This window comes from Azotobacter armeniacus (genome assembly GCF_054779355.1).
Window position 1 is genome coordinate 19,724 of the sequence record NZ_BAAGYK010000105.1, and the last position, 13,103, is coordinate 32,826.

The window sequence follows — 13,103 nt, forward strand, 5'->3', positions numbered from 1 at the left end:
CGCCCAGGGCCGGACCTTCGAGGTGGCCCTGGACGGCAACCATTCCGCCGCGCTCTCCGCGAGCAATATCGTTTTCGTCGCAGCGGCTCCGGTCGATCCAGCCCCCGTGGCGGACCCTGGTACTGGCGAACCGGTAGCCACCGAGCTCGAGGTAATCGGTACCAGCAGCCTGCCGGCCGATCAGATCGTCTGAGGCGCTGGTCCCAGCGGTCGGCAACCCTGCCGGTTGCCGACCGCTGGATGAGCCGATGGAGTCCTCTCCACCCTTACCCATAGAAACGCGTGGACCGTTTTGCTCGAGCGCCTTCCCATCGAGATCGCGCTGGAGGGCAACTACTTCGCTCAGTTCTCCGCCGACGATTTCATCTTCGCCACGGCGGACGCCCCGCGGCACTGCTCTCGGTCGGGTGGCTGACGCCGTGCGGTTACCCACCCTTCGATATTCCCCTTCCCGACTTCACAGCAGACTCTGCACTTGCTACAGCAGCTTGCGGTCCAGGCGGGCCGGTGCGGGTGTGTGCAGGGCGACGTAACCGCCGAGCACGTCGAGTTAGGTATTGGGCCGGGCGCGGCGCGCCTCGAACAGGCGCTGCTGGGTATCGAGGATGCCCGCCGTGGTTCGCATTCCGGCCAGGTATCCCTTTTCCGCAGATTCGAGAGCGCGCCTGGTTGGAGTCGGCCCGCTGGCCCTGCAGTACCTGCTGCAGCAGGCTTTCGCGCTGCTGCGCGAGGCGGCCGAGGCGCAGACCGACCGCAGCCCTGGAGCTGAGAGATCTAGAGTTGGCCCCGGTTCGAGGTCCGCGTCCGGGCGCTGCGCTTGAATAAGGCGCGTGTGCGTTTATACCTAAGCAGAGCCTGCGCTCACCAGCAGGCCATGTCCGGCGTGTTCGCATCCAGCCAGCCGCGGGGCGTCCAGCCGTGGCTGGCGTTCGGCGCAAGTGGTTGTCTTGGCCTTTGGGCGTCGCCAATCGCCGGCGGGACTCGCCGCTCGAATGACTTATGCAGGAGCTTCGCTCATGTCTTTACGCATCAATGATATCGCCCCCGACTTCAGCGCCGAGACCACCCAGGGCCGGATCCGCTTTCATGAGTGGATCGGTGACAGTTGGACGATCCTGTTTTCCCACCCCAAGGACTTCACGCCAGTATGCACCACGGAGCTGGGCTACATGGCCCGGATCGAACCGGAGTTCAGCCAGCGCAACTGCAAGCTCATCGGCCTGAGCGTCGATCCCGTCGAGAGCCACCACGCCTGGGCCAGGGACATCGAGGAAACCCAGGGCTGTCTTCCCAGATACCCGATTATCGGCGACCCCGACCTGACGGTAGCCAAGCTCTACAACATGCTGCCCGCGGACGAGCCCGGGACTTCGGAAGGCCGCACGCCCGCCGCCAACGCGACGGTACGCTCGGTGTTCGTGATCGGTCCCGACAAGCGGATCAAGCTGATGATGACCTACCCGATGACCACCGGCCGCAATTTCGACGAGATCCTGCGGGTGCTCGACTCGATACAGCTCACGCAGGCGTGCAAGGTGGCGACGCCGGTCAACTGGAAGCCGGGCGAAGACGTGATCATCGCCGGCTCGGTGTCCGATGATGAGGCGAAGCAGCTGTTTCCACAGGGCTGGCGGGCGCCCAAGCCCTACCTGCGCATCGTCAAGCAATCCGCGGCCTGAGCCGCGCGGTGCACGAAAGATCCCCTGCACCTGAAGCCGGCGGGTAACGGCGCCGGACGATCGCGACCGCGTACCGGGCGAGCGCCGGCGCGCGGTCGTGGCTTGCCGCACGGATGCTGCGCTCGGGGGCGAGGCCGATGGCGGAGCGGCGGAAAATGTACCGAACGGTTAGTTCTGTTCGATTATCGAACGGAAGCCCGATCGGTCGATTGACGCTTTTTTGAGCACTGGCCAAGATTGCCCTCAGGTTGCAAGCATATTCGCTGGGCAACCAGAGCCCGTTATAACAACTTCAAAATCGGTAAACGCTCATGTGCATATTTCAATTCCGCCAAGCCTGCGCTTTTCCCATCGGTGTTCCGCTCCGGCGGCATTCGCCCCGCCCGTCGTCCGCCTGCGTCATCCCGCGGTCTAGTCGCGACCTGTCAGCTTTCTGCTGAACTCGCTGCGCTGAACCTGCGCCATACCGCAACCAGTAAACCCTGAGCATTCCCGCCGCCAGGCGGGGTGGTCCGCTACACGCCAGAAAAAGGACACTCCGCTCCGCCGGCGTTGGCTACTGGGACACGAAAGAGGCCCGACCGGGCTGCTGCACTCCTGGTCCCCGAACGGATGACTACTGAAAATGTTCACTTCGCAAGGTAATTCCACGGCTCTACCCACGGCTGCCGATTCCCCTGCATAGGTCCATGAGCCGGTCGGCAGCAAGGTCCGCGCCGCCCTCGCCGTCGGCAAGGTACACTGGGGCATGCTCGCCCTGGTGTTCTGCGCCACCACCCTGAACTACATCGACCGCGCCGCGCTGGGCGTGATGCAGCCGATCCTGGCCAAGGAGATGAGCTGGTCCACCATGGACTACGCCAACATCAGCTTCTGGTTCCAGGTCGGCTACGCCGTCGGCTTCTTCCTGCAGGGCCGCGTCATCGACAAGGTCGGCGTCAAGCGCGCCTTCTTCTTCGCCGTGCTGCTCTGGAGCCTGGCCACCGGCGCCCACGGCCTGGCGACCTCGGCGGTCGGCTTCATGGTCTGTCGCTTCATCCTCGGCCTGACCGGGGCGGCCAACTATCCGGCCTGCGTGAAGACCACCCGCCTGTGGTTTCCGGCCGGCGAGCGCGCCCTGGCCACCGGCATCTTCAACGCCGGCACCAATGTCGGCGCGATGGTCACCCCCGCGCTGCTGCCGCTGATCCTCAGCGTCTGGGGCTGGCAGGCCGCCTTCCTGAGCATGGCCGTGCTGGGCCTGGTGTGGGCGGTGTTCTGGGCCCTGAAGTACTTCAACCCGGAGGAGCACCCGACCGTCAAGTCGAGCGAGCTGGCCTACATCCAGAAGGAAGTCGAGCCCGAGCCGGTCAAGGTGCCCCTGTCGAGCATCCTGCGCCGGCGCGGCACCTGGGCCTTTGCCGGGGCCTACATACCGCACCGGTGTTCTGGTTCTACCTGTACTGGCTGCCGCCGTTCCTCAACCAGCAGTACAACCTGGGCATCAACGTCACGCAGATGGGCATCCCGCTGATCATCATCTGGCTGACCGCCGATTTCGGCAGCATCGGCGGCGGCATCCTCTCGTCCTTCCTGATCGGTCGCGGGGTGAATCCGATCCGTGCACGCCTGGTGTCGATGCTGATCTTCGCCACCTGCATCTGCTCGGTGGTGTTCGCCGCCAATGCCAGCGGCCTGTGGATCGCGGTGCTGGCGATTTCCCTGGCCGTCGGCGCGCACCAGACCTGGACTGCCAACATCTGGAGCCTGGTGATGGACTACACGCCCAAGCACCTGATGAGCACGGTGTTCGGCTTCGGCGGCATGTGCGCAGCGATCGGCGGCATGTTCATGACCCAGATCGTCGGCTACGTGTTGACCGCCACCGACAACAACTATGCCCTGCTGTTCACCATCATCCCGAGCATGTACTTCCTCGCGCTGACCTGGATGTACTTCATGGCACCGCGCAAGCTCGAAGGCTGAGGATCATTCGTCACGCAAAAGGGGGCCTTCGGCCCCCTTCGCTTTTGCGGATCGGAAATGCCGGTGCAGCTCAGGACAGCCGTTCTTCCACCCCGTTGCCGTCGCGCAGATAGGCCAGCCAATACATGCCGGCGACCAGCAGGGTACCGCCGACCAGGTTGCCGGCGGTCACTGCGAGCAGGTTGCCGACGGCGCCGGCGAGCGACACCGTACCCTGCCCATCCAGCACCAGCCCGAACGGCAGGAAAAACCAGTTGGCGATCGAGTGCTCGAAGCCGAGAGCGACGAAGGCGGCGATGGGAAAGAGGATGGCGAGGATCTTGTCGGTCACGCTGCGCCCGGCCATCGCCAGCCAGGTCGCCAGGCACACCAGGGCGTTGCACAGGATGCCGCGGGCGAAGGCCTCGCCGAGGGTGAGCTCTGCCTTGCCGCGGGCGATCTTCAGCGCCATTTCCCCCACCGTGCCGTCGCCCAGGCTGGCGGTGCCTGCCCAGACCACCAGCAGCACCGTGCCCAGGCAACCAACCACATTGCCCAGGTAGACCAGGGCCCAGTTGCGCAGCACCTCGCGGCTGCCGATCAGCCGGCTCGCCCAGGCCATCGCCAGCAGGTTGTTGCCGGTGAACAATTCGGCACCGCCGATCACCACCAGCACCAGGCCCAGGCAGAAGCTCAGGCCGCCGAGCAGCCGGGTGGGGCCGAAGCCCAGGTCGCTCCCGGTGAGCACCACGGTATAGAGGAGAGCGGCCAGGGAGATGAAGGCACCGGCGAGCACCGCCAGCACCAGCAGGGTGAGGACGTCGACGCGGGTCTTCGCGACGCCCATGCCTTCGATCCGCCGGGCGATCTGCGCCGGCTGGCAGACGTCGCCGAAAAGTTGTTCTTTAGCCATGGAAAAGGCTCCGCTGCACCGACCCGGCGTCGGCAGAGGGCGCACTCTAGAGGGGAAGGCTTCGCCCTGTCCACCGGCGCCGGGCGGGTGGATCAGCTCTCCAGCGCCTGCGCCGGGCCGAAGAATTCGTAGTGGCACTGCTCCTGCGGCACGCCGAGTTCGCGCAGTTGCCGCTTGATCTGCGCCATGAACGGCTGCGGGCCGAGGAAATAGGCCTCCAGATCACGCTCCACCGGCAGCCAGGCGGCCAGGCGTTCTGCGTCGAGCCGGCCGCTGGTGTCGGCGCGGTCCTCGGCGCGCGGTTCGCTGTAGCAGAAGAAGGGTTGCAGCTGCGGATGCCGCCCGGCCAGCGCCTCGATCTGATGGCGGAAGGCCTGCACGCCGCCGTGCCGTGCGCAGTGGATGAAGCGGATCGGCCGTCCGCCAGGCAGCGCGGCTTCCAGCATGGCGAGCAGCGGGGTGACGCCGACGCCGGCACCGATCAGCACCAGCGGCTTGTTCGATGCGTCCAGGACGAACTCTCCGGCCGGCGGGAAGAGCTCCAGGAGGTCGCCTTCCCGCACCTCGTCATGCAGGTGGCGGGATACCCGGCCCTCGGCGTGACGCTTGACGCTGATGCGGTACGCCACGCCGTTCGGCGCCGCCGACAGCGAATAGTTGCGGCGTACTTCTTCGCCATCGAGGATCAGACGCAGGCCGATGTACTGGCCGGGCAGGAAGGACGGCAGCGCGCCGCCGTCCTCCGGGCACAGATGGAAGGACAGGATTTCCTCGCTCTCCACCACCCGGCGCGCCACGCGGAACGTCCGCGCCCCGCGCCAGCCGCCCGGGGCCGCGGCACTGGCGGCGTAGGCCGCCTCCTCGGCGCCGATCAGCAGCTCGGCGAGCATCCCATAGGCCGCGCCCCAGGCGTCGAGCACCGCGTCGCTGGCGGTTTCCGCGCCGAGCACCTCGCGGATGGCGCGCAGCAGGCAGGTGCCGACGATTGGGTAGTGCTCCGGCAGCACCTGCAGCGACACGTGCTTGTTGACGATCTGTGCCACCAGCGGGCCGAGCGCCTCCAGGCGGTCGATATGCCGGGCGTACATCAGCACGGCGTTGGCCAGCGCCCGCGGCTGTTCGCCGCTGGCCTGGTGGGCCTGGTTGAACAGTGGGCGCACTTCAGGGTACTCGGCGAGCATGATCCGGTAGAAATGCCGGGTCAGGGCTTCGCCGCCGGTTTCCAGCAGCGGCACGGTGGCCTTGATGATGGCGCGTTGTTGTTCGGTCAGCATGGGTGACTCCTGTAGCGTGCGATGGACGGCCGGATCGGCCGCGGGGAATACGGGAAGCGTCATCAGTTTTCGTGCCAGGGCTACAGGCCGCGGAAATCACCGGCTGGTTGCCTATTGCTGTCTGATTGACTACGGTAGATCGTAGTCAACCAGACAGCATGTTATCGAAATGACTACGCCTCCGCTGCTCGACGCCTTCCTCCCGCTGGTCGCCGACCTGACCCGCGAATTGCCTGAGGCCGAACGCTACCGGCGCCTGCTCGGCACCCTGCGCCGGCTGCTGCCGACCGACGCCGCGGCGCTGCTGCGCCTGGACGGCGACACATTGGTACCGCTGGCGGTGGACGGGCTGAGTCCGGATACCCTGGGGCGGCGCTTCCGTCTCGACGAGCAGCCGCGCCTGCGGGCGCTGCTGGAGCGTCGCGGCGCCACCCGCTTCGCCAGCGACTGCAGCCTGCCGGACCCCTACGACGGCCTGGTGGAAGGGGTCTCCAGCCAGCTGGAGATCCACGACTGCCTCGGCTGTCCGCTGTACCTGGACGAACGCCCCTGGGGCCTCCTGACCCTGGATGCCCTGGACCCGGCGCGCTTCGACGGCATCGACCTGGCCACCCTGGAGGCCTTCGCCAGTCTGGCGGCCGCCACCGTGCAGGTCGGCGAGCGGATCAGTGCACTGACCCGCCGCGCCGAGCGCGACGAGCGGCTGATGGAGGCCTACCGCGAGGCCGTCGACCGTCAGGGCTGCCACGAGCTGATCGGCCAGAGCCGCGCCCACCGGCGCCTGGTGGAGGAGATCGCGGTGGTCGCCGGCAGCGACTTGAGCGTGCTGGTCAGCGGCGAGACCGGGGTCGGCAAGGAGCTGGTGGCGCAAGCCATTCACGCCGCCTCGGCGCGCGCCCACAAGCCCTTGATCAGCCTGAACTGCGCGGCGCTGCCCGACACCCTGGTGGAGAGCGAGCTGTTCGGCCATGTACGCGGCGCCTTCTCCGGGGCGGTGGCCGAGCGCAGCGGCAAGTTCGAGCTGGCCGACGGCGGCACGCTGTTCCTCGACGAGGTTGGCGAGCTGCCGTTGGTGGTGCAGGCCAAGCTGCTGCGGGTGCTGCAGAGTGGCCAGCTGCAGCGGCTGGGCTCCGACCGCGAACACCGGGTGGACGTGCGGGTGATTGCCGCGACCAACCGCGACCTGGCCGGCGAGGTGCGCGCCGGGCGCTTCCGCGCCGATCTCTACCACCGTCTCAGCGTCTATCCGCTGCCGGTGCCGCCGCTGCGCGAGCGCGGTCGCGACGTGCTGCTGCTGGCCGGCTTCTTCCTCGAGGAGAACCGCGCCCGCCTCGGTCTGCGCGGCCTGCGCCTGAGCGCCGAGGCCCAGGCCGCGCTGCTCGCCTACGACTGGCCGGGCAACGTGCGCGAACTGGAGCACCTGATCGGCCGTGCCGCGCTCCGGGCCATGGCCCGCGGCGAGCACCGGCGGGTTCTCAGCATCGGCCCGGAGTTTCTGGATCTGCCGGGCGCGCCGGACGGCGAGGCGCCTTCGGCCGTCACAGCCGCCGGCCACGCCCCGGCGACGGGCGACCTGCGCCAGGCGGTGGAGCGCTTCCAGCGCGAGCGGATCCTCGCTGCTCTGGAGGCGCACAGCCACAACTGGGCCGCCGCAGCTCGTGCACTCGGCGTGGACCGCGCCAATCTGCACCGTCTGGGCAGGCGCCTGGGGTTGCGCTAAAGCCGCGGCTCCTGCGAGAGACCCCCTTAAGGATCAACAGGTTACAAAGATGCTTGAAGAGAGGGAGATGCGCAAAAGGCAGCGCCCGGCGCCTACCACCCGGCGGGTCGCTGGGGACGCCGGGCGCTGGCGATCCGCTCAGGCCTGGGCGGTGGCCTTTTCCAGCAGCTCCTGCAGGCTGCCGTCGGCTTCCATCTCCAGGACGATGTCGCAGCCGCCGATCAGTTCGCCGTTGACGAACAGCTGGGGAAAGGTGGGCCACTGGAAAAGCTTCGGCAGCTTCTCGCGGATGTGTGGGGCGGTCAGCACGTTGACGAAGGCGAAGGGTTTGCCGGTCTTGCTCAGAGCGCCGACAGCGGCGCGGGAAAAGCCGCATTCCGGTGCCGCGGGGGTGCCCTTCATATAGATGATCACCGGGTTCTCGGCGATCTGCTTGCGAATGCGTGCTTCGGTGTCCAGTACTTGCATGGTTCTCTCCTATCCCAGCAGGGCAGCGGTTTGCTGCGCGCTGATGCCGCGTGCCTTGGCCGCGCGCGGCGGCCTGGCCTTCCAGGCGGCGTAGCCACCTTCCAGGCTGTAGCAGTTGATGAAGCCGAATTCGCCGAACAGGCGTGCCATGTCCTGGCTGGAATCGCCATCGGCACAGCTGAAGATCAGGTGCACCTGCTTCGGGGTGACCTTCAGCAGGGTGCGCAGGTTAAGGTCACTGAGATGGATGGCGCGCGCATCGTGCCCCTGGCAGTAGGCGCGGGCATCGCGGGTATCCAGCAGCATGACGTTGTCCTGGCTGGCCAGCAGGGCCTCGGCTTGCTCGATATTTATGCGGGCGAATGGGGTCATACCTCTGCTCCAAAACAGTCGTGGTGGGAGGGACACTGCTCGCAACTGGGCGAACGGCAGACGTAGCCGCCATCCCGTTCGCACAGCTGTTTGTAGAAGAACTTCTTCCAGCGCATGTTGTGCACGTTGCGTTCGGCGAGGCTGGGGAAGTTGTGCATCAGCAGAGCCTGCAGGTGCTCGCGCGACTCCAGCCCCACGTCGCGCCACAGATGGTCGCCTCCCAGGCAGGCGGCGGCGAGGATGCTGGCCATCCAGACTTCCTCCGGGTCGCTGCCGTGCCGGCTGTCCAGCAGCAGGTTGCGCAGTTCTTCCCATTCGTCGCGGCGCATTTCCAGCAGGTCTTCGCGCAGCTCGCTGCATTCGTGGGCCAGCAGGCCCAAGTCGGCGCTGCTCTGGGTAGCCAGCGCGGGGAAATGAGTCCGGATCAACTCGGCGTAGTTCTGCTCGTCGAGGCCCAGACGGAACGGCAGACAGCTCAGGCCGCCGCGCTGGGACTGGATGATCTGCTCCAGCCAGGGGCGGTTGGCACCCTCATGGCGCACGGCTTGCGGGGCGGCCTCTTGGCAGGCCTCTGTTTGGAGCATTATTGGCTCCCTGCGGCCAGGCAACCGATCGAGCTCCGGCCGACCGAGCAGCTTTCCGGTTCGGAGTCGGAATCGGGCAGGTCATTCTTGCCGGGCAGGTGGGTGCACAGCTTGACCAGGTCGAAACCGGCCATGCACTGCGAGCCGTAGCTGATCAGCGGGCGGCGGATCAGGATCGGATGGGTCAGCATCAGGTCCAGCGCCTGGCTGGCGGTCAGCTGCTGGGGATCCAGTTCGCCGTACTTGATTACCGGCGCCGAGCGGTTGAACCACTCGACCACCGGACGATCGCCGAAGAACGGCCGCAGGCGCTCGGGCGTCCAGGGCTCGCTGAGCAGGTTGCGCACTTCCAGTTGCAGGCCGGCCGAGCGCAACAGCTGCTTCTGCAGGCGGTTGGTGGCGCAGCCGGGTTTCTCGTAGAAGACAATGCTGGTGCTGGTCATGTCGGCTCTCCTCAGCGGGCCTGGATTTCGCGCATGGCTTCGACCAGGCGCTCTGGAGGAATGCCGGTCAGCGAACCCGGGGGATTGGCTGGGGTGCCGTCGGCAAGCAGGATCGCCCCCTCGACCGGGCAGATGCTCGCACACTGCTTTTCTTCGTAGTCCCCATCGCACTCAGTGCACTTGCTCGCACTGATCTTGAAGTGTCTGCCAGTCAGAGAGATCGCTTCGCTCGGACAGACATCGACACATGCCCAACAATTGACACAGGATTCCACAATCTTCAGCGCCATCACGCACCTCCACGCAATCCTCGGATTGTCTCGTACCCTGCTCAGGCCTTGGCCTGCAGCAGGGCTCCGTCATTCTCTAGGCGACCCGACTCGATCATTTCCTGATAGACCGCCATGACTGCTTCCTCGATAGGCTCCATGGCGTGTTCGCCATTGGGCTGGATGCCGGCGGCCTCCAGATCGCTCCAGGGCTCGAAGCCGATCTTTGAGCAGAGCACCGCCTCGCACCCCTTCAGGGCGCGCAGGCTGCCGGCGAGCGCACTTTCCTTCTCGCCGCAGGTATCGTTGCCGACGCAGTACTGGTCGACCCGGCGGTGACCGATGAAGCGCACCCCGGACGGCGAGGCTTCGTACACCAGGAACTCGGTGGCATGGCCGAAGTGCTGGTTGATCAGTCCGCCGCCGTTGGTGGCCACGGCCATCAGCACCGGACGGTACCTGCCGGTCGTGTTGTTCTGTACGGATGCAACAGACAGGCCAGCCAGCCGCGCCTTCTTCGCGGCCTTCTCGTCCAGCTCTTCCTTGATCGCGGCATGGATGGCAGCGCGCTTGACCATGGCCGCCTCGTAGTCGATTTCCATCGACTCGATCTTGTCCAGGGTGAACTCGTCACCGCGGTCCTCGCCGAGCATGCCGACCGCGTCGGCGCGGCACTGGCGGCAGTGGCGCATCATGTTCATGTCGCCGGCACAGGCGTCCTGCAGGTCCTGCAGCTCTTCCGGCTCGGGGCTGCGCTGGCCCATCACGCCGTAGAAGGTGCCGTGCTCGGGCTCGGCGATCAGCGGCATGACGTTGTGCAGGAAGGCGCCCTTGGCCTTGACGATCTTGCTCACTTCCTTCAGGTGCTCGTCGTTGACCCCGGGGATCATCACTGAGTTGACCTTCACCAGGATGCCGCGCGCCACCAGCATCTCCAGCCCCTTCTGCTGCTGGTCGATGAGGATCTTGGCGGCCTTCTTGCCGCGGATGCGCTTGTTGTTCCAGTAGATCCACGGATAGATCTTGGCGCCGATCTCCGGGTCCACGCAGTTGATGGTGATGGTCACATGGTCGATGTTGTGCTTGGCCAGCTCCTCGACGCACTCCGGCAGGGCCAGGCCGTTGGTGGAGACGCACAGCTTGATGTCCGGCGCCTGCTCGCTGAGCATGCGGAAGGTCTCGAGGGTGCGCTGCGGGTTGGCCAGGGGGTCGCCGGGACCGGCGATGCCGAGCACGGTCATCTGCGGGATGTTGGCGGCCACGGCCTTGACCTTCTTGACCGCCTGTTCGGGGGTCAGCACTTCGGAAACCACACCCGGACGCGACTCGTTGGCGCAGTCGTACTTGCGGTTGCAGTAGTGGCACTGGATGTTGCAGGCAGGGGCCACCGCCACGTGCATGCGCGCGAAATAGTGGTGCGCCTCTTCCGAGTAGCAGGGATGGTTGTGCACCTTCTCGCGAATATTTTCCGGCAGGTGGGAGAGCTGATCGTTCGTGCTGCCGCAGCTACTTGAGGAGCAGCCGCCAGCGCTGTGCTGCCCCCCATTGTTTTGCTCAAGTACGCTCAGTTCCATGGTCTGTCTCCGGCTGAGAGAGTCTTTACCACAGGAGTTGAGCAATACCCGTGCCGATTAATTAAATTACTGTTTTTAAAGGATTTAGTTGAAAATATGGGGCCCGGTTTGTCGCGCAACGGACAAATCCGAACAGCCATGCGGGCGCTTCTGTACGACAAGCGACAAGCGAAACGGCCAGGGAGGGGGCCGGCGGCTCCCGTCGTGAGCGGAGGTCCGCAGCGGACGGATTCGGGGAAAGGGAGGGGGGCCGGCCATCCATTGCCGGGGGTTCCCGTCAAATCTTGCGCATGTGGATGTTGAGGGTCTGGATGCGGTAGGCGATCTGCCGCGGCGTCATGCCCAGCAGGCGCGCGGCCTTGGCCTGCACCCAGCCGGCCTGTTCGAGGGCGGCGATCACTCGCTCGCGGTCGTCCAGGCTCTCGTCGGCGAAGTTGATCTCGGGCAGCGGGGCGGCGAGCGACGGAGTCTCGTTGTCGACCCCGGTCAGTGAGACCACGTCGCGGGTGATGGTGCCGTCCTCGCTCATGATCGCCGAGCGCTCCAGGCAGTTCTCCAGCTCGCGCACATTGCCCGGCCAGCGGTGGCTCATCAACAGGCGGATAGCGCTGTCGGTGACGGTCAGCGGGCGACCCTGCTGGCGGCTGATCTTGCTGAGGAGAAATTCCACCAGTTCCGGAATATCGGCGGTGCGCTCGCGCAGCGGCGGGATGCGGATGGCCATGACGTTCAGGCGGTAGTAGAGGTCCTCGCGGAACTTGCCCTTCTCCACCTCGCTTTCCAGGTCGCGGTTGGTGGCGGCGACGATGCGCACGTTGACCCGCACCGTCTGGTTGCCGCCGACCCGCTCGAGTTCGCCTTCCTGCAGTACGCGCAACAGCTTGGCCTGGAACATCGGCGAGATCTCGCCGATCTCGTCGAGGAACAGGGTGCCGCCGTCGGCTTGCTCGAAGCGCCCCTTGCGCTGCTTCACCGCGCCGGTGAAGGCGCCCTTCTCGTGGCCGAAGAGCTCGGATTCGAGCAGGGTTTCCGGCAGCGCTGCGCAGTTCAGGCGCACCAGCGGGCGGTGTGCGCGCGGCGAGTTGTAGTGAATGGCGCTGGCGATCAGCTCCTTGCCGGTGCCGGATTCGCCGAGGACCAGCACGGTGCTGTTCCACTTGGCGACCCGGCGGATCTGGTCGAACACCCGGCGCATGGAGGGGGTGTGGCCCACCACCATGTTCTCGAAGCCGTACTTGCCGCGCACCTCGCGGCGCAGTTCGTCGCGCTCGTCGGCGGCCTCGCGGCCGTCCTCGATGTTCACCACCAGGCGCACGGTCTGCGCCAGCAGGTTGGCGACGATCTCCAGGAAGCGCGTGCGCGCGGGCATGTGCTCGTCGGCGCGGCAGTCCGGCTGGGTCGCCAGCACGCCGATGGTTCTGCCTTGGGGGTTCTTGATCGGCACGGCGATGAACGGCATTTCCAGATCGTACAGCGCCAGGCGGTCGAGAAAGCGCGGGTCGGCGGAGATGCGCCCGAGGACCACGCTGTTGCCGTGCTTGAGTACGTTGCCGATCACGCCTTCGCCGCTGCGGTAGCGCACGCCTTCGCAGGCCTGGGCGACCGCTTCCGAATCGGTGTGGATGGCGCCGATCTGCAGGGCGCTGTGCTCCGGATCGGAAATGGTCACCAGGCCGTGCAGCAGCCCGAGGTCGTTGTGCAGCACCGCCAGGACCTGCTCGAGAAGCTCCTCGATCTGCTGCTCCCGGCTGAGCGTGCGGGCGATGCTCGCCAAGGCCTGCAACTGAAGGTCATAGAGTTCGACCTGGGTCTGTTTGGTCGAGCGCTGAGGGATGGGTGCATTCATGGGCATTCCCTGTCGCT

Annotated in this window: 13 protein-coding genes and 1 pseudogene; 5 read left to right on the plus strand and 9 right to left on the minus strand. The window is 66.2% G+C overall.

Annotated features, from left to right (window positions below; genetic code table 11):
* The 4 genes and pseudogenes from ACYVD0_RS14145 to ACYVD0_RS14160 form a co-directional block, all read left to right on the plus strand.
* Positions 1–193 (plus strand): hypothetical protein (locus tag ACYVD0_RS14145; protein ID WP_460427393.1); only part of this gene is annotated, 193 nt, incomplete at its 5' end.
* 99 nt (positions 194–292) lie between these two features.
* The gene (locus ACYVD0_RS14150) at positions 293–415 is read left to right on the plus strand and encodes a hypothetical protein (protein ID WP_460427394.1); all 123 of its coding nucleotides are present in this window, start codon (positions 293–295) and stop codon (positions 413–415) included.
* A 601-nt stretch (positions 416–1,016) separates the two neighbouring features.
* Entirely contained in the window at positions 1,017–1,679 is a 663-nt protein-coding gene (locus tag ACYVD0_RS14155) for a peroxiredoxin (RefSeq protein ID WP_460427395.1), read from the plus strand.
* 697 nt (positions 1,680–2,376) lie between these two features.
* Positions 2,377–3,644: pseudogene (locus ACYVD0_RS14160) on the plus strand (MFS transporter); the annotation flags it as partial.
* Between the two features lie 70 nt (positions 3,645–3,714).
* On the opposite strand, the gene ACYVD0_RS14165 reads toward ACYVD0_RS14160, so the two are convergent.
* Positions 3,715–4,536, minus strand: a complete 822-nt coding sequence (locus ACYVD0_RS14165) for a formate/nitrite transporter family protein (RefSeq protein ID WP_460427396.1) — start codon at positions 4,534–4,536, stop codon at positions 3,715–3,717.
* Positions 4,537–4,628: 92 nt separating this feature from the next.
* On the minus strand, positions 4,629–5,810 hold the full coding sequence (hmpA, locus tag ACYVD0_RS14170; RefSeq protein WP_460427397.1) for an NO-inducible flavohemoprotein: 1,182 nt from the start codon (positions 5,808–5,810) through the stop codon (positions 4,629–4,631).
* Between the two features lie 169 nt (positions 5,811–5,979).
* Here hmpA and norR point away from each other — a divergent pair, with 169 nt between their 5' ends.
* Positions 5,980–7,530, plus strand: a complete 1,551-nt coding sequence (gene norR / locus ACYVD0_RS14175; protein ID WP_460427398.1) for a nitric oxide reductase transcription regulator — start codon at positions 5,980–5,982, stop codon at positions 7,528–7,530.
* 138 nt (positions 7,531–7,668) lie between these two features.
* Here norR and grxD read toward each other — a convergent pair whose 3' ends face one another.
* The 7 genes from grxD to nifA form a co-directional block, all read right to left on the minus strand.
* On the minus strand, positions 7,669–7,998 hold the full coding sequence (grxD, locus tag ACYVD0_RS14180; RefSeq protein ID WP_460427399.1) for a glutaredoxin family protein: 330 nt from the start codon (positions 7,996–7,998) through the stop codon (positions 7,669–7,671).
* A gap of 9 nt (positions 7,999–8,007) precedes the next feature.
* Complete coding sequence (locus ACYVD0_RS14185) at positions 8,008–8,370, minus strand: thiosulfate sulfurtransferase GlpE (protein ID WP_460427400.1); 363 nt, start codon at positions 8,368–8,370, stop codon at positions 8,008–8,010.
* Entirely contained in the window at positions 8,367–8,954 is a 588-nt protein-coding gene (locus ACYVD0_RS14190) for a nitrogen fixation protein NifQ (RefSeq protein WP_460427401.1), read from the minus strand. The genes ACYVD0_RS14185 and ACYVD0_RS14190 overlap by 4 nt, the downstream gene beginning before the upstream one ends.
* Entirely contained in the window at positions 8,954–9,397 is a 444-nt protein-coding gene (locus tag ACYVD0_RS14195) for a thioredoxin domain-containing protein (RefSeq protein ID WP_460427402.1), read from the minus strand. The genes ACYVD0_RS14190 and ACYVD0_RS14195 overlap by 1 nt, the downstream gene beginning before the upstream one ends.
* An 11-nt stretch (positions 9,398–9,408) precedes the next feature.
* On the minus strand, positions 9,409–9,687 hold the full coding sequence (locus ACYVD0_RS14200; RefSeq protein ID WP_460427403.1) for a 4Fe-4S dicluster domain-containing protein: 279 nt from the start codon (positions 9,685–9,687) through the stop codon (positions 9,409–9,411).
* 41 nt (positions 9,688–9,728) lie between these two features.
* A complete protein-coding gene (nifB, locus tag ACYVD0_RS14205) occupies positions 9,729–11,240 on the minus strand; it encodes a nitrogenase cofactor biosynthesis protein NifB (protein ID WP_460427404.1) in 1,512 nt (503 codons plus the stop codon).
* Between the two features lie 277 nt (positions 11,241–11,517).
* Positions 11,518–13,086 carry a nif-specific transcriptional activator NifA gene (nifA, locus tag ACYVD0_RS14210; RefSeq protein ID WP_460427405.1) on the minus strand — a complete coding sequence of 523 codons (1,569 nt, stop codon included), beginning with the start codon at positions 13,084–13,086 and terminating at the stop codon, positions 11,518–11,520.
* Between the last annotated feature and the right edge of the window lie 17 nt (positions 13,087–13,103).

What these genes read in the sequence shown, in the direction of transcription:
- ACYVD0_RS14155 (WP_460427395.1), top strand. Translation starts at nt 1,017, where the DNA reads ATGTCTTTACGCATCAATGATATCGCCCCCGACTTCAGCGCCGAGACC.
- ACYVD0_RS14165 (WP_460427396.1), bottom strand. Translation starts at nt 4,536, where the DNA reads ATGGCTAAAGAACAACTTTTCGGCGACGTCTGCCAGCCGGCGCAGATC.
- hmpA (WP_460427397.1), bottom strand. Translation starts at nt 5,810, where the DNA reads ATGCTGACCGAACAACAACGCGCCATCATCAAGGCCACCGTGCCGCTG.
- norR (WP_460427398.1), top strand. Translation starts at nt 5,980, where the DNA reads ATGACTACGCCTCCGCTGCTCGACGCCTTCCTCCCGCTGGTCGCCGAC.
- grxD (WP_460427399.1), bottom strand. Translation starts at nt 7,998, where the DNA reads ATGCAAGTACTGGACACCGAAGCACGCATTCGCAAGCAGATCGCCGAG.
- ACYVD0_RS14185 (WP_460427400.1), bottom strand. Translation starts at nt 8,370, where the DNA reads ATGACCCCATTCGCCCGCATAAATATCGAGCAAGCCGAGGCCCTGCTG.
- ACYVD0_RS14190 (WP_460427401.1), bottom strand. Translation starts at nt 8,954, where the DNA reads ATGCTCCAAACAGAGGCCTGCCAAGAGGCCGCCCCGCAAGCCGTGCGC.
- ACYVD0_RS14195 (WP_460427402.1), bottom strand. Translation starts at nt 9,397, where the DNA reads ATGACCAGCACCAGCATTGTCTTCTACGAGAAACCCGGCTGCGCCACC.
- ACYVD0_RS14200 (WP_460427403.1), bottom strand. Translation starts at nt 9,687, where the DNA reads ATGGCGCTGAAGATTGTGGAATCCTGTGTCAATTGTTGGGCATGTGTC.
- nifB (WP_460427404.1), bottom strand. Translation starts at nt 11,240, where the DNA reads ATGGAACTGAGCGTACTTGAGCAAAACAATGGGGGGCAGCACAGCGCT.
- nifA (WP_460427405.1), bottom strand. Translation starts at nt 13,086, where the DNA reads ATGAATGCACCCATCCCTCAGCGCTCGACCAAACAGACCCAGGTCGAA.